18 protein-coding genes are annotated in these 21,011 nt (G+C 72.5%); 8 read left to right on the forward strand and 10 right to left on the reverse strand.

What is annotated here, in order from left to right:
- Positions 1–3 precede the first annotated feature (3 nt).
- Positions 4–2,277, reverse strand: coding sequence for an FUSC family protein (locus KY5_RS39815; protein WP_098246746.1), 2,274 nt, complete (start codon positions 2,275–2,277; stop codon positions 4–6).
- A gap of 253 nt (positions 2,278–2,530) precedes the next feature.
- On the opposite strand from KY5_RS39815, the gene KY5_RS39820 reads away from it, so the two are divergent.
- A complete protein-coding gene (locus tag KY5_RS39820) occupies positions 2,531–3,001 on the forward strand; it encodes a peroxiredoxin (protein ID WP_098246747.1) in 471 nt (156 codons plus the stop codon).
- A gap of 12 nt (positions 3,002–3,013) precedes the next feature.
- Here KY5_RS39820 and KY5_RS39825 read toward each other — a convergent pair whose 3' ends face one another.
- The 3 genes from KY5_RS39825 to KY5_RS39835 are packed head-to-tail and all read right to left on the reverse strand — an operon-like array spanning position 3,014 to position 7,109.
- The gene (locus KY5_RS39825; protein WP_098246748.1) at positions 3,014–4,546 is read right to left on the reverse strand and encodes an aldehyde dehydrogenase family protein; all 1,533 of its coding nucleotides are present in this window, start codon (positions 4,544–4,546) and stop codon (positions 3,014–3,016) included.
- Complete coding sequence (locus KY5_RS39830) at positions 4,543–5,877, reverse strand: VOC family protein (protein ID WP_098246749.1); 1,335 nt, start codon at positions 5,875–5,877, stop codon at positions 4,543–4,545. The genes KY5_RS39825 and KY5_RS39830 overlap by 4 nt, the downstream gene beginning before the upstream one ends.
- Positions 5,878–5,936: 59 nt before the next feature.
- Positions 5,937–7,109: an NAD(P)/FAD-dependent oxidoreductase gene (locus tag KY5_RS39835; RefSeq protein WP_098246750.1), complete on the reverse strand. Its 1,173-nt coding sequence runs from the start codon at positions 7,107–7,109 to the stop codon at positions 5,937–5,939.
- Positions 7,110–7,249: 140 nt separating this feature from the next.
- Between KY5_RS39835 and KY5_RS39840 the strand changes: the two genes are divergently transcribed.
- A complete protein-coding gene (locus KY5_RS39840) occupies positions 7,250–8,188 on the forward strand; it encodes a LysR substrate-binding domain-containing protein (RefSeq protein ID WP_098247809.1) in 939 nt (312 codons plus the stop codon).
- Here the strand turns inward: KY5_RS39840 and KY5_RS39845 are convergent.
- Both KY5_RS39845 and KY5_RS39850 read right to left on the reverse strand, forming a co-directional pair.
- The gene (locus KY5_RS39845; protein WP_199843464.1) at positions 8,080–9,081 is read right to left on the reverse strand and encodes a type II CAAX prenyl endopeptidase Rce1 family protein; all 1,002 of its coding nucleotides are present in this window, start codon (positions 9,079–9,081) and stop codon (positions 8,080–8,082) included. The two genes, KY5_RS39840 and KY5_RS39845, sit on opposite strands and share 109 nt — an antisense overlap.
- 138 nt (positions 9,082–9,219) lie before the next feature.
- Entirely contained in the window at positions 9,220–10,644 is a 1,425-nt protein-coding gene (locus KY5_RS39850; RefSeq protein WP_098246751.1) for a tetratricopeptide repeat protein, read from the reverse strand.
- Between the two features lie 184 nt (positions 10,645–10,828).
- On the opposite strand from KY5_RS39850, the gene KY5_RS39855 reads away from it, so the two are divergent.
- Positions 10,829–12,175 carry a M64 family metallopeptidase gene (locus KY5_RS39855; protein ID WP_098246752.1) on the forward strand — a complete coding sequence of 449 codons (1,347 nt, stop codon included), beginning with the start codon at positions 10,829–10,831 and terminating at the stop codon, positions 12,173–12,175.
- Positions 12,176–12,326: 151 nt separating this feature from the next.
- Here the strand turns inward: KY5_RS39855 and KY5_RS39860 are convergent, their stop codons facing one another.
- The gene (locus KY5_RS39860; RefSeq protein ID WP_098246753.1) at positions 12,327–13,337 is read right to left on the reverse strand and encodes a LacI family DNA-binding transcriptional regulator; all 1,011 of its coding nucleotides are present in this window, start codon (positions 13,335–13,337) and stop codon (positions 12,327–12,329) included.
- 255 nt (positions 13,338–13,592) lie between these two features.
- On the opposite strand from KY5_RS39860, the gene KY5_RS39865 reads away from it, so the two are divergent.
- From KY5_RS39865 to KY5_RS39875, 3 genes are all read left to right on the forward strand, one after another.
- The gene (locus KY5_RS39865; RefSeq protein WP_098246754.1) at positions 13,593–14,540 is read left to right on the forward strand and encodes a nucleoside hydrolase; all 948 of its coding nucleotides are present in this window, start codon (positions 13,593–13,595) and stop codon (positions 14,538–14,540) included.
- The gene (locus KY5_RS39870; RefSeq protein ID WP_098246755.1) at positions 14,537–15,988 is read left to right on the forward strand and encodes an MFS transporter; all 1,452 of its coding nucleotides are present in this window, start codon (positions 14,537–14,539) and stop codon (positions 15,986–15,988) included. The genes KY5_RS39865 and KY5_RS39870 overlap by 4 nt, the downstream gene beginning before the upstream one ends.
- A 194-nt stretch (positions 15,989–16,182) precedes the next feature.
- Complete coding sequence (locus KY5_RS39875) at positions 16,183–16,773, forward strand: lytic polysaccharide monooxygenase auxiliary activity family 9 protein (RefSeq protein WP_098246756.1); 591 nt, start codon at positions 16,183–16,185, stop codon at positions 16,771–16,773.
- Between the two features lie 20 nt (positions 16,774–16,793).
- Here the strand turns inward: KY5_RS39875 and KY5_RS39880 are convergent, their stop codons facing one another.
- On the reverse strand, positions 16,794–17,720 hold the full coding sequence (locus tag KY5_RS39880; protein ID WP_098246757.1) for an SMP-30/gluconolactonase/LRE family protein: 927 nt from the start codon (positions 17,718–17,720) through the stop codon (positions 16,794–16,796).
- 85 nt (positions 17,721–17,805) lie between these two features.
- Between KY5_RS39880 and KY5_RS39885 the strand changes: the two genes are divergently transcribed.
- Positions 17,806–18,267 carry an Lrp/AsnC family transcriptional regulator gene (locus tag KY5_RS39885; protein ID WP_098247810.1) on the forward strand — a complete coding sequence of 154 codons (462 nt, stop codon included), beginning with the start codon at positions 17,806–17,808 and terminating at the stop codon, positions 18,265–18,267.
- A 21-nt stretch (positions 18,268–18,288) separates the two neighbouring features.
- On the opposite strand, the gene KY5_RS39890 is transcribed toward KY5_RS39885, so the two are convergent.
- Together KY5_RS39890 and KY5_RS39895 are read right to left on the reverse strand one after the other, a co-directional pair.
- Entirely contained in the window at positions 18,289–19,164 is an 876-nt protein-coding gene (locus KY5_RS39890; protein ID WP_234363100.1) for an MBL fold metallo-hydrolase, read from the reverse strand.
- A 197-nt stretch (positions 19,165–19,361) separates the two neighbouring features.
- A complete protein-coding gene (locus KY5_RS39895) occupies positions 19,362–20,291 on the reverse strand; it encodes a LysR family transcriptional regulator ArgP (RefSeq protein ID WP_098246759.1) in 930 nt (309 codons plus the stop codon).
- 68 nt (positions 20,292–20,359) lie between these two features.
- On the opposite strand from KY5_RS39895, the gene KY5_RS39900 reads away from it, so the two are divergent.
- Positions 20,360–20,980 carry a LysE/ArgO family amino acid transporter gene (locus KY5_RS39900; RefSeq protein ID WP_098246760.1) on the forward strand — a complete coding sequence of 207 codons (621 nt, stop codon included), beginning with the start codon at positions 20,360–20,362 and terminating at the stop codon, positions 20,978–20,980.
- The last annotated feature ends 31 nt before the right edge of the window (positions 20,981–21,011 follow it).

A 21,011-nucleotide genomic window follows, 5' to 3' on the forward strand; every position in this document is an offset into this window, starting at 1 on the left:
CCCTCAGGCTCCCTTCGCCGCGCCCGCCGCCTTCTCCTCGCGCGCCGCGAGCGGCACCCCCAGCGGACGCGCGAGACCCACGATCCCCTCGTCGAGCCGCTGCAGGTGCCGCAGCACGCGGAAGGCCACCGAACCGGTCCGCAGCACCTCGTGACGGCCGCTGTCCAGCATGGCGGCGATGCTGGCGCCCGACTCGATCGTGCCGTCGGACTCCTCCTCGCGCACGTGCGCGGCGATCAGATCGATGTTGTGCGTGATGCGCCGCCCGGCGAGGGCGAGCCGCGCGTCGGCGGCGACGCTCTTGCTGGACGGCACCAGCTCCGCCGTCGCCGCCAGGGAGCGCGCGTGATAGGCACACGTCTCCAGGAGCGCCACCACATAGCGCGCGGTCTGCCGACGGGCCCGCAGCGGGGCGATCGGATGCGTCAACGGCTTGGTGGAGCTGCGCAGGTCGTCAAGGGCGGTGTCCAGGTCCCGCGCCAGATCGACGAGGTCGACCGGGGGCCCGCCGCTGAGCTGGGCGACCGCCGCCGACACGACGTCGCGCAGCCGGGCGAGGACGGTGCCGAGCTCCTCGTCGGTGCGGTGCGAGGTGCGCACCGGCAGGACGAGCACCGCGGCGATGATCCCGCAGGCCGCGCCGAGCGCCGTCTCCTCGACGCGCAGCACCAGCACGTCGAGGCTGTAGGTGTTGAGGAGGGTGTAGAGCAGGCCCAGCATCGCCGTGACGAAGAACGACATCATCGCGTACGACAGCGGAGCGGTGAAGAACATCCCGAAGACGCAGAGCAGCACCAGGCCGAACGCGATCCAGGTGTGGTTCCCGACGGCGCCCGCGAGCGCCACCCCGGCCACCACGCCGAGCACCGTACCCACCAGGCGGCGGTAGCCCTTGACCACGATCTCGCCGGTGGACGCGGTGTTGAGGAAGACCACCCAGCAGGTCAGGACCGCCCAGTACCAACGCTGTGTGGACAGGAACTCGCCGCCGACGATGGCGAGCGCCGACCCCACGGCGACCTGCACGGCCGCCCTGGTCGTGGGCCGCCGCAGCCCCGTCCGCTCGTCCTCCTCCTCGGCCTCCGCCGCCTCACCGGCGATGGAGATCTCCTCCGCCGCGAACTCCTCGCGGGACCGGGCGGCTTCCGGAGTGTCGTACTCCTCGTCCTGCGCACCGTCCACGGCAAGGCGCAGACCCAGAATGGCGCGGGCGGCCTCACCGACCGCGCGGAAACAGTCCTGAAGGGCGGGCGAGCCCTTAGGGAGCCCCTTCTCTTCGCGGTAGCCGAGCAGCCTGTTGCGCACGTACGGCAACGCGGTGCCCCGGTCGTCGGGCACCAGACGCACCACCAGGAGATGCAGCGCGGCCAGGTCCCTGCGCAGCGCCGTGCCCGCGTCCTCCGCGATCCTGGCGCGGGGCGGCATCGGCGCCGACGCGTTCGGCAGGTGCAGGGTGAGGGTGTCCACGCGCTCCGCGCTGCGGGCGTTGAGCAGCAGGACGCCCAGGCGCTCCGCGGCGATCTCCGCGTCGGCGACCCTGCGCTGGAGCAACGCGGCCGCCGCCGCGTCGCGGGTGCCCTCTTCGAGGCGGCCCTGGATCATCAGGGCCGCCTCGTGCAGCCGTGCGGTGCTGCGCCGCAGGTCGTCGAGGACGGCGTCCACGTCGTCGGCGCCCGCGTCGAGCAGCGCGATCTGGTGGGCGACGAGCTGGGCGAGCCGCGCCCGGAACGCCTCGCGCAGCCTGCGCAGCGTCCGCTCGGGCGTCTCGGGGACCACGGCGAACCGGACGATCGCGCTGCACGCGAAGGCGACGGCGAGCGTCAGGAAGAGCCCGGGCAGCGCCGAGACCTCGGCGCTCACGAAGAGGGAGACGAAGTAGACCTGGAAGCCGATCAGGCCGAGCGCGGTGCCCCGGTCGCCAAACCGGCGCGAGTAGACCGCGCCGAAGATCAGCAGGACGAAGAAGACGTCACCCGCGATGACACGGGAGTTGAGCAGCGAGCCCAGGGATATCGCCGCGAGCGCCACGGGGACGCCGAGCAACAGCGTGATCGCCTGGCCGCGCACCTCCTTCTCCTGGATCGCGAACGTGGCGACCATGGCGGTCATCGCGCCCGCGACCAGATGGTTCACCGACGTGCCGAACGAGGCCAGTACGGCGAGGGCGAGGAGGATGGCCCCGACCGTACGCAGCCCCGCCATGAGACGCAGGAGTCCCGGGTCGGACGCCGAGAATCTGTCCCAGACGCCCTTCGCTGTCCTTCGTGCCGCTGCCATCGCGATGCCGTTCTCTCCCTTGCCGTTCCGCCCGGCCGCTGTCACGGGCCGCGCGTGTGCCCCAGCATTACATGAGGGCGGTTCGGAAGATCAGGGCTGGTCGGGAGGCATGCCAACGCCCCCTGCCCGCACCGTGCCTACCATCGAGTAGGGTTTCGCTCCCGCGATCCGAGGCCGTCTGCGGACCTCGTTCCGACCCTCAACGAGGAGGCACCGTGCAGCGCTTCGACCGTACGTCGCAGGGGAGCAGGACATGACGGCGCGCGTGGCGGTCGGCGACACCGTCGACGACTTCACGCTGCCCGACGAGACCGGCACCCCGAGGCGGCTGAGCACGCTCCTCGAAGAGGGCCCCGTGGTGCTGTTCTTCTACCCGGCGGCGCTCACCCCCGGCTGTACGGCCGAGGCGTGCCACTTCCGCGACCTGGCCGCCGAGTTCGAGGCGGCGGGTGCGCGGCCGGTCGGCGTCAGCGGTGACGAGGTCGAGCGGCAGCGGGAGTTCGTCGGCAAGCACACGCTGGGCTTCCCCCTGCTCTCCGACCCCGAGGGCACGGTGCGCGGCCGGTTCGGCGTGACGCGCGGCTTCTCCCTGGCGCCGACCAAGCGCGTCACGTTCGTCATCGGACAGGACCGCACCGTCGCCGAGGTGGTCCGCAGCGAACTGCGGATGAGCGCCCACGCCGACCGCGCCCTCGAGGCCGTACGCCGCCTTCCCGCGCGGTGAGTCAGCAGTGAGTCAGAGGAAGCTGACGTTCTGCGCGAGCGCCAGCCGCCCCGAGTAGTTGACGGTGTTGGTGGCCGCCCGCATGTAGGCGCGCCACGCGTCGGAGCCCGACTCTCGGCCGCCGCCCGTCTCCTTCTCGCCGCCGAAGGCACCGCCGATCTCCGCCCCCGAGGTGCCGATGTTCACGTTGGCGATGCCGCAGTCGGAGCCCTCGGCGGAGAGGAAGAGCTCGGCCTCGCGCTGATCGCGCGTGAAGATGCTGGACGACAGGCCCTGGGGGACGTCGTTGTGCAGGGCGATCGCCTCGTCGAGGGTGTCGTACGTCATGACGTAAAGGAGCGGCGCGAACGTCTCCTCGCGCACGACGTCGGTCTGCCCCGCCATGCGGACGATGGCCGGTTCGACGTACGCGGCGCCCGGCGCCGAGCCCGCGGGACGGCGCTCGCCGCCCACGACCAGTTCGCCGCCCTCGTCCCGCGCCCGGTCGAGCGCGGCCCGCATGCCGTCGAGCGCCGCCGTGGAGATGAGCGGCCCGACGAGCGTGGACCGGTCGAAGGGGTCGCCGATGGGGAGCTTCTGGTAGGCGGCGGTCAGCCGGTCGACCAGCGGGTCCGCGATCTCGCGGTGCACGATGAGGCGCCGCAGCGTCGTGCAGCGCTGCCCGGCCGTGCCCACCGCGGCGAACACGATGCCCCGCACGGCCAGCTCGGGATCGGCGGACGGCGCGACGACCGCGGCGTTGTTGCCGCCCAGTTCCAGCAGGCTGCGGCCGAAGCGGGCGGCGACGCGGGGACCCACCTCGCGGCCCATGCGGGTCGAGCCCGTGGCGCTGACGAGCGCGATCCGAGGATCGTCGACGAGCCGTTCACCGACCGTCCGGTCCCCGAGCAGCAGGCGGTGCACGTCGCGCGGCGCCCCGACGTCATCGGCGGCCCGGGCGAGCAACCGGTCGCAGGCCAGGGAGATCAGCGGGGTCAGCTCGGAGGGCTTCCAGACGACGGTGTCGCCGCAGGCGAGCGCGACGGCCGTGTTCCACGACCACACGGCGGCGGGGAAGTTGAACGCAGAGATCACCCCGACGACGCCGAGCGGGTGCCAGGTCTCCGCGAGGCGGTGTCCCGGGCGCTCCGACGCGATGGTGCGGCCGTAGAGCTGACGGGACAGGCCCACGGCGAAGTCGCAGACGTCGACCATCTCCTGGACCTCGCCGAGCGCCTCCGAGCGGATCTTGCCCGCCTCGACAGTGATCAGATCGGCGAGGTCCTCCTGGTGCTCGCGCAGCAACTCGCCCAGGCGCCGCACCAGCTCACCTCGGCGCGGCGCCGGTGTGGTGCGCCAGTCGAGGAACGCCGCGCGGGCCGCCGCGATCGCCTCCTCCGTGGCGTCGGCACCGGCGACGGGGACGGCGAAGAGCTCGTCGCCGGTGATCGGGGTACGGGCCCGCAGGCCGGTGCCGACGTCCGGCACGGTGACCCCGACGCGCTGGAGTGCGGCACGGGCGCGGGCGCGCAGGTCGTCGGTGGAGGGAAGGACGATGCCGTTCATGAAACTCCTCGGGCGAGTAGGGGGTCGATCGCGATTCCCAGCGCGTCGGCGACCTCGGCCAGGGACCGTGCGCGCTGCCGCTCGTAGAGCGCGAACGGATCGAGCACCTCGCGCCCCACCGCACCGGCCAGCCACGCGGCGTCGTACGCGTCGCTCGCCAGGCCGCTGTTCCTCGACCCCCGGTCGCTGAGGTTGGACTGGAAGATGCCCGCAGCGGACCGAGGAAGGAAGTCCTCGTACACGATCGGCTCGGCCCGGACCCAGCCCTGACCCAGGAGCGCGCCGATGTCGGCGGGCGGGCGCCCGCCGTCCGAGGGGCGGTCAGGCACTACGTGGTAGGTGAAGAACCCGAGTCCCTGGACGGCGAGTTCGTGCTCGGTGCCGGGCAGGGGCTCGCCCCGGTCGTAGCGCGCACGGCCTTCGCGGGTGAGGGCGATGCCCCGCGCCTCGACCTCGCCGAAGCGGACCCGCAGGGAGCCGCGGGTCACCCGGCCGTCGGGGGCGCGCATCGCCCTCGGTTCGGCGAGGGCGCGGAAGGAGGTCTGCCGCAGCAGCACGTCCGCGCCGGGGCGGTGCGGCGGGCCCTGGATGGTGTCGATCATCTCGATGCCGCGCGCGGTCATGCGCCGGTACAGCTCGTCGATGTCCAGGACGCGCGGGGTCAGGTGATTGATGTGCGTACTGCGCACGCCGCCGATGTCGGCGGCGACGGCGGAGACCCGCGCCAGGGTCTCGTACCAGGCCCGGTCGACGGGTTCGGGCGACAGCTCGAAGGCGCGTACGGCGAGGTGGAGGAAGCGCTCGGCGGCGGCGTCGGGCAGCTCCCGCTCGGCCTCCGCGCGATCGGCGAGGGCGAGCAGCTCGGGCGGGAACAGTTCGCGCGCGGCGAGGAACGCGGTGAGGCGGGAGCGGAGGTCCGCGTCGAAGAAGCGGGGGTCGTCGACGGTGAGCAGGGAGGTGAAGACCCGGAACGGGTTGCGGGCCAGCTCGTCCCCGGTCACGGGCCGGAACGCGGTCGATACGACGGGCAGCGCGCTCCCCGCCGTGTCGCGCAGGTCGTAGTGGCCCACCGGGCGCATGCCGAGGGCGCCGAAGACGCGGGCGACCTGGCGCAGTTCCTCCGGCGTGCCGACCCGGATGGCGCCGTGCCGCTCGGAGGTGACCCGGCTGATGGAGCCCAGGCGTTCGGCGTCGGCGCCTCGCGCGCGCAGGACCTCCTCGTTGACCTCGCGCGAGACGTCCACGAGCGTCGTGTAGGCGGGGACCTCGCGCCCGTACATCTCCGAGAGCCGCGCGGCGAACGCGGCCCGCAGCTGCCACTGCCGGATCATCGGCGCTTCGTCCTTCCGTCGGCCGGGTCCCGGAGGACCGGGCTGGTGTGCGGGGGAGTTCAGACCACGTGTGCCTCCGGGCGGCCCGCGACCCCCGATCCGAAGCGGTCGGCGCCGAGCGGTGCCACGTCGACGAAGGGGCGGCGCCCCAGGTGGAGGTCGCGGACGATCTCGCCGACGGCGGGCGCCTGGAGGAAGCCGTGGCCCGAGAACCCGGTGGCGTAGAGGAAGTTGGGGACTGCCTCGGAGCGGCCGATGAGCGCGTTGTGGTCCGGAGTGACCTCGTACAGGCCCGCCCAGCCCCCGTCCGTCGCCATGTCCGCGAGCGCGGGCGCGCGGTGCCGAGCGACCTCCCGGAACAGGTCCAGCCACTCCGGCGTCCACGTCGTGTCGAACCCCTCGGCCTGCGCCGGGTCGGCGAGGCCGAGAAGGAGCCCGTCGTCGCTGTTGTGGAAGTACGCCGACGACGCGAAGTCGATGGTGAAGGGGATGCGCGGCGCGGCGGGCACCAGCGGCACGGTGAAGGCGAGTTGACGCCGCACGGGGCGCACCGGCAGCGCCACCCCCACCATGGCGCCGACCCGCGCCGACCAGGCCCCGGCCGCGCACACGACCGTGGCGCAGGAGATGGCGCCGCGGTCGGTGCGCACGACGCGGACCCGGTCGCCGACGGTGTCCATGCCGAGCACCGTGGTGTGCGTCGCGAGGACGGCTCCGGCGTCGGCCGCGGCGCGCGCGTACCCGCGCACGACGCGACCGGGACGCGCGTGGCCGTCGGCGGGCGAGTAGCAGGCGGCGACGAGCCCCTCCGTGCGCAGATAGGGGCACAGGTCCTCGGCCTCGCGGGCCCCGATCATGCGGCTGGGGACGCCGAGTTCGTTCTGGGTGCGCACGGCGGCCTCGAACTCCGCCGCCTGGTCCTGACCGGTCAGCAGGAAGAGATAGCCCACGGTGTCCAGGCCGATGCCGGTACCGGGGCGCCGCGGAAAGTCCTCGTACGCCCGCAGGCTCCGCAGCCCGAGCTCGATGTTGAGCGGGTCGGAGAACTGCGCGCGGACCCCGCCGATCGGCTTGCCCGAACTGCCCTGCCCCAGCTCGTCGCGTTCCACGACGACGATGTCGCGCACCCCCGCCTCGGCCAGATGGAAGGCGATGCTCGTGCCCATCACCCCGCCCCCGATGACGACCACGTCGGCGGAGGACGGAAGACCGCGGAACTCCGAGGAGGCCAAGGGGCTGCTCCCTTCCAGGGGCTGTCATGGCGTGGCGTGCGTGGCGCGAAACGCTGAACAGCTTGCTGCCCGCCATGGTGCAGCACCCTGCCGCCGCCGTCCATGAACACTTCGTGCGGTCGATCGATTACGATCGCTATATGTATGGGGCGAGCGCCCAGTTGAGGTCCCTGGTGGAACTGACCAGGCGGGGAACCATCACGGCGGTCGCCGATGCGCTGGGGTACACCCCCGGGGGCATCTCGCAGCAACTCGCCGCGCTGGAGCGGTCCACGGGCGTGGAGCTGCTGCGGCGCGTGGGCCGCCGGGTGGAGCTGACCGACGAGGGCCTGACCCTGGCGCGGTACGCCGAGCGGATCCTGACCACCGAAGCGGAGGCGCTCGAAGCGCTCGCGCGCGGCCGCGGGGAGGTGAGCGGGGTGCTGCGCGTCGGTCTGTTCGCCACGGTCGCCGCCGAGATACTCCCGATGGCCCTGCGCAGGACCGGCGAGGTGCTTCCCGGACTCACCGTGCGCAGCCGCGACATGGACGTCGACGAGGTGTACGACGCCGTCGCGTCAGGCGGCGTCGACCTCGCTCTCGGCCTCGACTACCCCGACGTACCCATCCCGCGCGATCCCGCGCTGCGGATGCTGCGCCTGTACCGCGAACGGTTCGCTCTCGCGGTGCCCGCGGGCGCGATGGCGGGCGCCGAGACCGTCTCCCTTGCGGACACGGCGGGCCTCCGCTGGATCCTGCCGCCCGGCGACAGCTACTACGGCCGCGCCGTGCGCACCGCGTGCCGTCGCGCGGGCACCGAGCCGCTCGTCGAACACGAGGTGACGGACACCGCGGCCACCCTCGCCCTGGTCGAGGCGGGCGTCGGCGTGAGCACGGTGACGGGCCTGATGCTCCGCCTGCGCCGCTCCCGCTTCGACGTGGTGGCGCTGCGCGAGACGGTGGAGCGGCACATCGTGGTGGTGTACCGCGCTCAGGCCGAGCGCCGGCCGACCGTGGCGGCACTGGTCGAGGTCCTGCGGGCGGTGGCCCGGCCCCCAGAGGGGGAGGAAGGAGAGGAAGGGGAGCGGGGCGTGCTGTAGGGCCCGCGGCGACCCACCTTCCGCCACACCACGAAGCCCGCCATGGCGACCAACAGGTAGACGGGTACGAGGAGTTCGGCCCCGGGGTCGAGCAGTTCCGCGTGCCACCCGGCGTCACGCTTCTCACCCTCGAACGTGACGCGGTTGACGGTCAGAAAGGTCAGATGGGTGCCGATGGCGGCGTAGAGCGGAGCGCCCCGCACCGCCGTGCGGGCCGCCACGAGCGTCAGTCCGAACACCGTCAGGAGGAAGAGGTAGTCGGCCGCGTTCTGCCCGCCGGGCGCCCACCCGACAGGGCCGGGATCGCCGCCGACGAGCCGCGCGGTCCACGACCCCACCACCGTCGAGAGGCCCGGCACGACCAGGAACACCGCCGTCGTGCCGAGCGCCGTCACCAGGCCGCCGAACCGGCCGCGCAGCGCGGTCCAGGCGTAGCCGCGCAGCGTCGTCTCCTCGGGGAGCGCCTCCAGGAGCAGGGCGACCACCCCGTTCGTCACCAGGAACGCGGCGAGTGCGAAGGGATCGGGGCGCGACCAGCTGAGCATGCCCGCGGCGGTGCCCGCCCCGAGGACGACCGCCGCGGCCGCCGCCGTTACGCCCACGCCGGTCAGCAGGGCGCGCACCGCCGCCATCGGGTCACCGAACCCGATGGACGTCAGCGAGCGGCCCCCGCGCCGCAGCGCGGCCATGACGAGCGGCACGGCCACCGCGCTGACCAGGACGGCGGGGACGAGCCTGGCGGCGAACCCGGAAAGTCCCAGTGCGTCGGCGACACGCGGCCCCGCGGCCGTCCCGAGGCCGAGGGCCACGCCCATGACGAGCCCGCCGCCCAAGGCCCTGCCCAGCGCGCCGAGCAAGGAGGGGGCTGGTGGGGTGGTCGTCCGTTCCGGCATGTGCCGCTCCTCGTGCGCCTGTTCAGGGTGGCGATCACCATCCTCGGCGCCCTCGTGGGCACGGGAGTCGTAGCTCCGGAGGAATTCGCGCTACATCCTTTGATGCAGGAGGAGCCGCGGGCGAACGGGCGTGGGAGGTCACATCGGCGGTGTGGCGGGCGCGGGCCCCAGCGTCGTCGTACCCGGTGCCGCCCGGTGTCCGAGACCCGTGCGGTAGGCGTCCATCGCGGCCTCCACCCGCCCCGAGCGGCGCAGCAGATCGCCCAGGAGACGGCAGAGATCGGCCAAGTCCCCTGCCGCACTGGACCGTTCGAGCAGGGAGAGGGCCGCGCAGTAGTGCTCCTCGGCGCGCTCGGTGTCGCCACGCTCCTCGGCGATGAGCCCGAGCAGCCGGTGCGCGCCGCCCGCGTGCACCGCGCCCCGGCCCGCGCCGAGGGCACCCGTCTCGTCCCCGGCGTCGTCGGCGCCGGACGTCAGGAGCGGCCGCAACAGCGCCTCCGCCTCCTCGGCCCTGCCGCGTCGCCGCAGTACGTCGGCGAGCTCCACCTCGACCTGCTCGGTGAAGAGCGCGGCCCGCTTGGAGGCGAGGATGTCGCGGGCGGTGCGCAGTTCGCGCTCCGCCTGTTCGAGGTCGCCGTCCTGGGCGTGGACGTAGCCGCGCATCCAGTGGCAGTGGGCGAGCTCGGTGCGGATGTGCAGCTGGCGGTAGAGCTCCTGCGCCTTGGCCAGCGACGCGTCGGCCTCGGCGATGCGGCCCTCGGCGATGAGCGTACGGGCCACCCCCCGGTGCATCCCCGCGACCAGTGCCGGATCGCCGACGCCCGGCGCGAGCGCGAGCGCCAGCTCGGCGGCGTGCGCGGCCCTGGCGTGCGCGCCCATGTCCATGTACGGCGCGATGGACGCCGTATAGAGCAGCAGCAGCGCCTCGGGGTCGTGCAGTGAGGCGGCGTTGAGCTCGTCGAGGGTGTTCTCCAGGAGGTAACAGGCGTACCGCAGCTCGCCGGTGAGGAGGTGGGCGGTGGCGCGGCCCCGGATCGCGGGGACGCGGCGCGGCAGCGGATCGTCGGCCAGGAGCCGCTCGGCGGCGGCGAAGCAGTCGCGGGCTTCGGTGAGTTCACCGGATTCGAGGAGGCAGTCACCGAGGCCGAGGAGCGCGTCGGCCTGCTCCGGGGCGAGTTCGTGCGCGACGGATTCCTCGTGCAGGGCGCGGAAGAGCGCTGCCGCGTCGCCCGGCGCCCCGGTGGCCAGGGCGCGGCGCGCGTCGGTGAGGCGCAGGCGCAGTCCGGCGGCGAGCCGGGCGGGCCGTCCGGTGGCCAGTTCCTCGTAGCCGACGCCGAGGCGCTCGGCGAGGTGCCGCAGGGCGGCCTCCGAGGGTCGCACCTTGCCCGCCTCAAGGGTGGAGACGTATGCGGGGGTATAGGCGGGCTCGGCCAACTGGCGCTGGGTTAGGCCACGTTCACCGCGCAGCCGCAGCACGCGCCGCCCGATCTCGGCCGGATCGTCGGCGCGCGTGCCCTCGCCTCGTGCGCCCTCGGACCTGTTCCGCTCCACGTTCCGCTCCATCGCTGCCCCTCCGTATGCCGCCCCACGCATGGTCACACGCCGAGCCGCGAACGGCGTGAACTGGTCGACCCCGTGCATGACTTGACGCACACCCATTGCCTGACGCCCCACGAGCCTCTACGTTGAGCCGCGCCTTAACCCCGCTTAACCCGCCATTTATATCGCGGACTTCGAAAGGACGCCCATGCCCCCCACAGGACGAATACCGGCAAGGACCCCGGGCCGTGCCAGACGCACGCCCCTGCGCATCGCCCTCGCCACCGGCATCGCGCTCGCCGCGGGCCTCACCGCGACAGGACCCGCGGGCACGGCCACGGCGGCAGGCCCTGACCCGGCCGCCGGGCAGACCCAGCGCGTCGAGTACTTCACGGGCCCCGGCGCCCACCCCCGGCACACCGAGGTCCCCGCCTCCGACGCGCTCTCCGCGAAGGAGCGCTCCGAGATCAAGGGTGACGGCGACGTCGTCCCCATCGTGCAGGCCGGGCCGAGCGCCTCCAAGCTCGACGTCGTCTTCATCGGCGACGGCTACACCGCCGCGCAGCAGGAGGACTTCCACGCCGACGTGCGGGCCAAGTGGGCGAAGATCTCCGCCGTCCAGCCGTACGCCGCGTACAAGGGCCTCTTCAACGTCTGGGCCGTGGACGCCGTCTCCCGGCAGTCCGGCGTCTCCGGCGACCCGACGAGCGGCACCGTCAAGGACACCGCGCTCGGCTCGGCCTTCTTCTGCGACGGCATCGAGCGCCTCCTGTGCGTGGACACCAACAAGGTCGAGTCGTACGCCAAGAAGGCCGCGGACCCCGACCTCGTGATCGTCCTCGCCAACTCCACCAAGTACGGCGGCGCGGGCTACAACGACATCACGTCGCCGTCCGGCTACGACGGCATCGCCACCGCCTCGTCGGACAACGCCCAGTCCGACCAGGTCGCCGTCCACGAGACGGGACACTCGCTCGGCAAGCTCGCCGATGAGTACTGGTACGACGAGTACGGCACCTACACGGGCGCCGAACCCTGGGAAGCCAACACCAGCAAGCTCACGGCCGCCCAGCTGACCGCCCAGAAGAAGAAGTGGTACCGGTGGATCGGCCAGACCTCACCGGACGGCGGCAAGGTCGGCGCGTACGAGGGCGGCGGCTACTACCCGCGCGGCCTCTACCGCCCCACCAGCGACTCGATCATGCGCACGCTCGGCCGCGAGTTCAACCTGCCCGGGCGCGAGGCCATGATCGCGGGCTTCCACCGGCACGCGTCCGTCGTCACGGCGCTCACCGGTACCGACCGGGCGGTGCGGCGCGACGCCAAGGTCCGGGTGAGTGCGGCCGACGGCGTGCGGCTGACCTGGAGCGTCGACGGCCGTGAGGTCCGCGGGGCGAAGAACGACAGCGTCGTGTCGCCGCGCGCCCTGGGCGTGCCCGCCGACGGCCGCGCCCACACCCTGTCGGTGCGCGCCACCGACCCGACGAAGGCGGTACGCGACCCGGCGCTGCGCGCCCTCCTGACGGACACGCTCACCTGGCGCGTGACGCGCTGACGGGCTGAACCGCCGTTCGCTCCCGGCGTGCCAGGTTCCCGACCGCCGGGAGCGAACAGCGCGCGGTGTGGCGCCCCGTGAGGGGCGCGGGGAACTGCGCGACCAGCCCCCACCGGCCCGAGGATGACGCACTCCGCACCCCGCCGAGGGCTCAGCGTGCGTCGACCGCCCCGCTCGACTCGCGTACGACCAGCTCGGGCGCGAGCCGTATCGCCCGCTGCGGCCCGTCCTCGTCCCCGGACAGCCGCTGGTCGAGCAACCGCGCCGCCTCGGCGGCCAGTTCGGCGACGGGCTGGCGGACCGTGGTGACCCCGGGGGCGGACAGCGCCGCCATCGGGATGTCGTCGAAGCCGGTCACGGCGACCTCGTCGGGAACGTCGGCGCCGAGCTGCTGGAGGCGCTGGAGCGCGCCGATGGCGATGAGGTCGTTGGCGCAGACGACGGCGTCGGGCCGGGCGTCCCACACCTCGTCGACGGCGGCCCGGCCCCACTCCACGGAGAAGTCGCCGAGGGCGACGCGCCCGGGCGCGCCGGGATCGATGGCGCCCGCCCCCGCCGCGTACGCGGTGCGCCGCTCGGTGGCGGTCGACGCCGTCCCCGCAGCCCCCAGGAAGCAGACGCGGCGACGGCCCGCCGCGGCCAGATGGTCCAGGACGAGCGCCATGCCCGCGGCGTTGTCGACCGCGACGGAGTCGGCGATGCCGGGCCCGCAGCCCCGGTCCATCAGGACGAGCGGCACCCGGGCGGCGGCCGAGGCCACCGCCTCCCTGCTGTGGTCCTCGTGCGCGGGGATCACCAGGAGGGCGTCGACCTGCCTGCTCAACAGGTCGCCGATGCGCTCCGCCTCGGCGACCGGATCGTCGTCGCAGTCGGCGAGGAGCACGGCCCGCCCATCGGCGTGCAGCGCGTGCGTCAACTCCCGCACCAGGGCCGGATAGAAGGGGTTCGTGATCTGCGGCAGGACGAGCCCGACCGTGCCGGTGGAGCGGCTGCGCAGCGCGCGGGCCGCGTGGTTGGGCCGGTAGCCGAGGGCTCCGGCGGCCTCGCGCACCCGGCGGGCGGTCTCGGCCCCGACCGGGCGGGTGCCCGCGAGGACCCGGGAGACCGTGGCGACGGAGCAGCCGGAGGCCCTGGCTACGTCCCGCAGTGTTACGTCGGCCACGCCGCGCCCACCCTTCGCTGAATTTCGGCAAACGTTATCAGCGGTTCTCCGAGGCGACCAGGGGCAATTTTCAGGGCGTCTTCTCCGTTTTCGAGCATTTCTGTCCTCTGCTGAACTGTGTCCGATCCGGGCGAGTTTGCTGGGGTGTGTCGTCGGCTATTGACATAATTCGCACCTGTGCACAGAGTCTTGGGAGAACGTTTTCCCGAGCTGTCGCTCCGCAGCGGCAACTCAGCCGAACAAAGAGGTTCCGCGATGCCCCGAAAGATCATCCTGGACTGCGACCCCGGACATGACGACGCGATCGCCATGCTCCTGGCGCACGGCAACCCGGATGTGGATCTTGTCGCCGTCACCACCGTGGTGGGTAACCAGACCCTGGAGAAGGTCACCCGCAACGCGCTCTCGGTGGCCCGCATCGCGAACATCACCGGCGTCCCCTTCGCCGCGGGCTGCCCCCGTCCTCTCGTACGCGAGGTCGAGACCGCCCCGGACATCCACGGCGAGAGCGGCATCGACGGTCCCGTCATGCCCGAGCCGACCCTCGCCCTGGACGAGCGGCACGCCGTCGACCTCATCATCGACACGGTCATGGCGCACGAGCCCGGCGAGATCACCATCGTCCCCACCGCGGGTCTGACCAACATCGCCCTCGCCGCCCGCAAGGAGCCCCGCATCGTCGAGCGGGTCCGCGAGGTCGTCCTGATGGGCGGCGGCTACCACACGGGCAACTGGAGCCCGGTCGCCGAGTTCAACATCAAGATCGACCCCGAGGCCGCGCACATCGTCTTCAACGAGAGCTGGCCGGTCACCATGGTCGGCCTCGATCTGACCCACCAGGCCCTCGCGACCCCCGAGGTCGTCGAGCGCATCGCGAAGGTCGGCACGAAGCCCGCCGTCTTCGTCAACGAACTCCTCGACTTCTTCGGCGCCATGTACCTGGAGGCCCAGGGCTTCGACGCGCCGCCGGTCCACGACCCGTGCGCCGTCGCGTACGTCATCGACCCCGATGTCATGACGGTCCGCAAGGCCCCGGTCGACATCGAGCTCACCGGCACGCTCACCCTCGGCATGACCGTCACGGACTTCCGCGCGCCCGCCCCCGACGACTGCCACACCCAGGTCGCCGTCGACCTGGACCACCAGCGCTTCTGGGACCTGATCGTGGACGCCCTCGAGCGGATCGGTGACGTCCGCGCATGAACGCCTCCTTCACCGAGCCGGCCGCCGCGCCCGGCGGCGCCAAGGGCTCGCGCCCGGTGCGCGTCGGCGTCCTGGTCGCCGCGCTCCTCGCGGCCTGCTTCGCCTTCCAGCTCAACGCGAGCATGCTCAGCCCCGCCCTGAAGAACATCGAGGACTCCCTCGGGGCGACCTCGGCGGAGATCGGCCTCACCCAGACCGCGTTCTTCACGTCGGCCGCGCTCTTCTCGCTCTTCCTGCCGCGCCTCGGCGACCTCGTCGGACGGCGCAAGGTGCTCGCGGGGATGCTGGCGCTCATGGTCGTCGGCTGTGTGGTCGCCGCGCTCGCCGAGAGCGTGCCGATGCTCTTCGTCGGCCGCGTCGTCCAGGGCGTCTCGGGTCCCACCGTGCCGCTCTGCCTGATCATGCTGCGCAACGAGGTCCACGAGCCGAAGAAGTACGGCACGCTCCTCGGCGTCATCACCGCCGTCAACGGCGGCATCGCGGGCGTCGACTCCCTGGCCGGTGGCTACCTCGCCGACCACCACGGCTTCCAGTCGGTCTTCTGGGCCATGGCCGGTGTGGCCGCGATCGCCACGCTCCTCGTCGCCACCCTCACCCCCGAGTCGAAGGCGGTCGACACCTCCGACACCCGCATGGACTGGCCGGGCGTCACCCTCCTGGTGGTCTCGGTCGGCGCGGCCCTGATCGCCCTGAACGAGGCGGGCAAGCTCGGCGACGCCAACTGGCCGCTCGTCGTGGGCCTCTTCGTGGTCACCGGCATCGCCTTCGCCCTGTTCTGGCGCACCGAGGACCGCAGCAGCCACCCGCTGGTCGCCACCCACCACCTGCGCCAGCGCTCCACCTGGGCGCTGCTGCTCACCACAGTGCTGACCATGACCGGCGTCTTCGCCGTCATGAACGGCATGATCCCCGCCTTCGCCCAGGACGCGCAGGCGGGCTTCGGCATGACCGCCGAGCAGTCGGCCTGGTGGACCCTGACGCCGTACGCCCTCGCGGGCCTGGCCATGGGCCCGCTCGCGGGCCGGCTCGCCGCCACGTACGGCTACGGCCGCATCCTGCGCCTCGGCCTGATCGGCTCGGCCGTGACGGTCGCCCTGATGCTGTTCACGCTGCACGCCGACTCGCGGCTGCTGCTCCTGCTCGCGTCGATCCTCATCGGCGTCACCTACGCGGGCGTGGGCAACATCGTCCTGAACGGCCTCGGCATCGTGCTCTCCCCGAAGGAGAACCCGGGTTTCCTGCCCGGTCTGAACGCGGGCGCCTTCAACCTCGGCGCCGGGCTCAGCTTCGCCGTCCTGTACGCCGTGCAGACGGCCGCCGCACCGGCCGACAAGACGTCCCCCGCCGGATACACGGCGGGCATGATCGCCGGAGTCGCCCTGATCGCGGCGGCCTTCGCGACGTCCTTCCTCATCCCCAAGCCGGTGGAGGCGGAAGCCACGGAGTGACCGCGCCGCGGGTGACTTCATTGGTATGGACATGCCCAACTCGTGGGGCTAGTCTCGCACTTGGTCTAGACCGCGTCGGACGCGTGCCCTCCGGTTGTTCCCGTGCTGCCGCCCGGCTCCTCGCCGTTCGATCCGGCAGTACGTCAGGGGTGCGCGTCCGTCCCACCCGCAACCTCGGACCACGGGAGCACTTCATGCGCAAGAAGCTCACCTCGTTACTCCTGGGCCTCGGCATCGCGGGCTCGGCGATGCTCGCCACCAGCGGCAGCGCCCAGGCCCACGGTTACACCGACTCGCCCGTCAGCCGTCAGCAGCTGTGCGGCAACGGCACCGTCCGCAACTGCGGGCAGATCCAGTGGGAGCCGCCGAGCGTGGAGGGGCCCAAGGGCTTCCCCGCGCGCGGTCCCGTCGACGGGCGCATCTGCGCGGGCGGTATCGGGCGCTTCTCCGAACTGGACGACCCGCGCGGCGGGAACTGGCCGACCACCAAGCTGACCGCGGGCCAGAGCCACACCTTCGTCTGGCGCATCACGGCCCGCCACGCCACCACCGACTTCCGCTACTACATCACCAAGGACGGCTGGGACCCCACCAAGCCGCTGACCAGGGCCGACCTGGACCCGCAGCCGTTCCTCACGGTGCCCTTCGGCGGCCGTCAGCCCGGCTCCACGGTCACCCACGCCGGCGTCCTGCCCCAGAAGTCCGGCCACCACCTGATCCTCGGTGTCTGGACCATCGCCGACACGGGCAACGCCTTCTACGCCTGCTCCGACGTGCGCTTCTGACGCGCGTTCGCGACGTGGGCTCAGCGGTGGACCCGCGGCAGCCCGGTGACGGCCATGACCAGTGAGTACAGCGAGCTGGTCGCGGTGATGAAGAGCCGGTTGTTCTTCGGCCCGCCGAAGGCGATGTTGGACACCGGCTCCGGCACCCGCAGCCGCCCGATGAGGGTGCCGTCGGGGTCGTAGCAGTGCACCCCTCCCTCGATGGCGGCCGCCCACAGGCGGCCGCCGTCGTCGAAGCGGAGGTTGTCGAACCGGCTCAGATCGTCCTTCGCCTCGGCGAACACCCGGCCCTCCGAGAGCGTGCCGTCCTCGCGTACGTCGAAGACGCGGACGCACCCGCCCCGCGTGTCGGAGACGTACAACTGTCGCTCGTCGGGCGAGAAGACGAGCCCGTTCGGCGCCCCGAAGCAGTCCGCGACCAGGCGCACCTCGCCGCTCGCCGGGTCGATCCGGTAGACGTGGCAGCCGCCGATCTCGGGCTCGGCGCGGACGCCCTCGTAGTCGCTGGTGATGCCGAAGTCCGGGTCCGAGAACCACACCGAGCCGTCGGAGCGCACCACCGCGTCGTTGGGGCTGTTGAGCCGCTTGCCCGCGTACCGGTCGGCGAGCACGGTGATCCGGCCGTCGGGCTCGGTACGGGTGACGCGGCGGTTGCCCTGCTCACAGCTGATGAGCCGGCCCTCGCGGTCCAGGGTGTTGCCGTTGACGTGCCCGGCGGGGGAGCGGAAGACGGAGACCGCGCCGGTCGCCTCGTCCCAGCGCAGCAGCCGGTCGTTGGGGATGTCGCTCCAGACGAGCTGGCGCCAGGCGGGGAGGTAGAGCGGTCCCTCGGCCCAGCGGCAGCCGCCGTACAGCTTCTCCAGCCGGTCGTCCCCGTTCGCGCACCGTCCGGTACGGAACCGCTCGTCCAGGATCTCGTATATCGAGGCGTCGTCATTGGTGGACATCGTTACCCCTTAGCGCACCGTGTCTGAATGTCATTCGGTGATTCGAGACTATGCCAGAACGGGATATGGTTGCGCCATGGCGACTGTGGATGACGTGGACCGGCGGCTGATCGCTCTCCTCCAGGAGGACGCGACGATGTCGTACGCGGCGCTCGGCAAGGAGGTCGGCCTCTCCGCCGGTGCCGCCCATGAACGCGTGCGCAAGCTGCGCGAGCGCGGTGTCATCCGGCGCACGACCGTCGAGGTGGACCCCGCGGCCCTCGACCGCGGGGTGCTCGCCTTCGTGATGGTGGAATCGACGGCGTGGATGGGGGAGTCGGCGGCCGCCTTCGCGGCGATCCCCGAGATCCAGGAGGCGCACGTCATCGCGGGCAGCGCGTCGGTCCTGGTGAAGGTCCGCACGGCGACGACCGAGCGGCTCCAGGACGTGCTGCGCAGGCTGTACGAGATCGAGGGGGTCAGCGGGACCCAGGCGACGGTCTCGTTGGAGACGTTCTTCGAGCGCCCGGCGACCCCGTTGCCCGCCGTGCCTGCCGCGGGCGGCTGACCCGGCCCCGGCTTCCCGCGCTCACCAGCGGACCGCGGTGAAGTCGATGGGACGGGGCCGCAGCGTGCGGGTGCGAGCCGTCAACTCCCGCATGCGTGCGGCCATGTCGGCGGCCGGGAGGTGCTTGCGGTCGCCGTGCCCCGGCAGCAGCCACTCGAAGCGGAGCTGTTCGGCGGTGCGGGCCAGTGAGGCCGCGAGCTCCTCGATCGAGTACCAGGTGACGCTGTCGGCCACCTCGATGTCCTCCGTCGTGCGCGACCAGTAGAAGCTGTCCCCGCTGAAGCAGTACCGCTCGTCGGCGACGTATAAGACGCTCCCCTCGGTGTGACCCGGCAGCGGATGGGCGAGCACGCCGTCGGCGATCTCGACGCTGTCGGTGCCGCGCAGGACGCAGTCGGCGTCGGGCGCGGATTCGAGGTCGCCCTCGTGGACCCAGAGCCTGGCCTGGAAGCGGTCGGCGTAGCGGCGGCCGTGCGCGGCGTGGTCGCGGTGGGTCAGGAGCACGTCGGTGACAGGGCCGATCGTCTCGAACCGGGCGGCCAGCGGCTCGTTCCAGCGCGGGGTGTCCACCATCAGCAAATTCCCCGAAGGGCGCCGCAGCAGATAGGAGTTGGCGCCCGCGGTGCGCTGGGAGTTGTGCCCGCAGAACAGGACGGTGTCGTCGAGGGGGAGGGGGTAGAAGTCCCGTCGCGGATCCATCCGGCCGGACGGCGGGCGGATGGAGCGGGTGTGGCAGGCGAAGGCGGCGGTGTACATCAGGTCCTCCTCCGCCGCGTCGCGCGGCTGGCGCAGGATCTCGGAGCGGCCGTCCGCCTCGACGATCAGATCCGGCGCGAGCTGCCGGGCGACGTCGCAGTTCGTGCAGCGTTCATCCACGTACCAACCGGAGTCGTTCACGGTGTGACTCGCTTCCTGCGGGGGTCTGTGTCCCCTCAGGGGTATCGCGGTGGCGGGCGGAAGTGGAAGGGGGGCTCGGTCTTGTTTCTGCTGGTGGGGAGGGTGTCTCACGGGCGCCTGTCGATGTGTGGTGAGCATGACAATATCCCGCGCGCGGGGCGTCTTGAACCCCTCCCGACGGGCCCTTCGATGGCCCTTCAGCGGCGCAGATGCTCCGCCGCCGCCTCCGTCACCGCGTCCGCCAGTGTGGCGAGCGCGGGGGAGTCGAGCTTCCACTGCTGCCAGAACAGCGGGACGTCCACGGTCCGTTCGGGATCGAGGAGGACGAGCGCGCCGGACCGTAGGAGCGGTTCGGCCTGCGTCCGCGGCACCACGCCCCAGCCGAGCCCCGCCGCGATCGCCTCGACGAACCCCCGTGACGAGGGCACGTAGTGCCGCAGCCGACTCGCCCCGCGCCGCCCTTCGGTGACCTCCCGGACGAAGTGCTCCTGGAGCGAGTCGCGGCGGTCGAAGCAGACCACCGGCGCGTCCGCGAGGACCTCCGCAAGTGGCGCCCGGGGCCAGTCGCCGAGCCGTCGCGCGGTGAACTCGCCCGTGGCCACGGGCAGATACCGCATCCGGCCGAGGCGTCGCACCGTGCAGCCCGCCACCGCGTCGGGCGAGGAGGTCACCGCGGCCATCACCGCGCCCTCGCGCAGCAGCGCGGTCGTGTGGTCCTCGTCCTCGCGACGCAGCTCGAAGCAGATCCGCGCCTCGTCGGGGATCCGGGAGAGGGCGGACAGGAACCAGGTGGCGAGCGAGTCCGCGTTCACCGCGACCGGCAGCAGCGCGGGCTCTCCGGGCTCTCCCGGATCGCCCGTGCCGCTGATGCCCAGGTCGGCCCGCGCGTCCCGTTCCAGCCGCGCCATCTGCCGGGCGAACCGCACCACGACCTGCCCCGACTCGGTGGGCCGCACCGGCTTCGTGCGCATCAGCAGGACGCGTCCGGTCCTGCGCTCCAGTGCCTTGACGCGCTGGCTGACCGCGGACGGCGTGACGTGCAGGGCGGCCGCGGCCGCGTCGAAGGTTCCTTCGTCGACCACGGCGAGCAGTGTCCGCACGTGGTCGAGGGGCAGCTCAGTCATCACGATTGCTTAAGCTACATGAGAATCTTTAGCTTTACTTATGGGCTCGGTGATCCCTAACGTCGGTGCTCATGGGATCAGCACTGACCGCCGCGGCCACCGGATTCGGCACCGGACTCTCGCTCATCGTCGCCATCGGCTCGCAGAACGCCCTCGTCCTGCGTCAGGGCATCCGGCGCGAGGCCGTGTCCTCCGTGGTGGCCATCTGTGCCGCGTCCGACGCCGTGCTGATCGCCGCGGGCGTCGCGGGGGTCGGCACCGTGGTGACGGCCTGGCCCCCGGCGATGACCCTCGTCGGCCTGATCGGCGGCGGATTCCTGCTGACGTACGCCGTACTGGCGGGGCGCCGTGCGCTGCGCCCCTCGGCGCTGGCCGCGACGGGCACGACGGCGGGCTCACGGCGTGGCGCGCTGCTCGCCTGCCTGGCCATGACCTGGCTCAACCCGCACGTCTACCTCGACACCGTCCTGCTGCTCGGCTCCGTCGCCGCCGGGCACGGCGCGCTGCGCTGGGCGTTCGGGGTCGGTGCGGTGATCGGCAGCCTCTGCTGGTTCACCGCGCTCGGCTTCGGTGCGCGGCTGTTCAGCGGGTTCTTCGCGCGGCCCGCGTCGTGGCGGGCCCTGGACATCGTCATCGCCGTGACGATGGCGATCATGGGCGCGACGCTGATCCTCAAGGCACTGGCCCCGTAAGGGGCGCGGGGAACTGCGCGCTCAGCGCAAG

Origin of the sequence: Streptomyces formicae (assembly GCF_002556545.1) — a bacterium.
Lineage (GTDB): Bacteria > Actinomycetota > Actinomycetes > Streptomycetales > Streptomycetaceae > Streptomyces > Streptomyces formicae_A.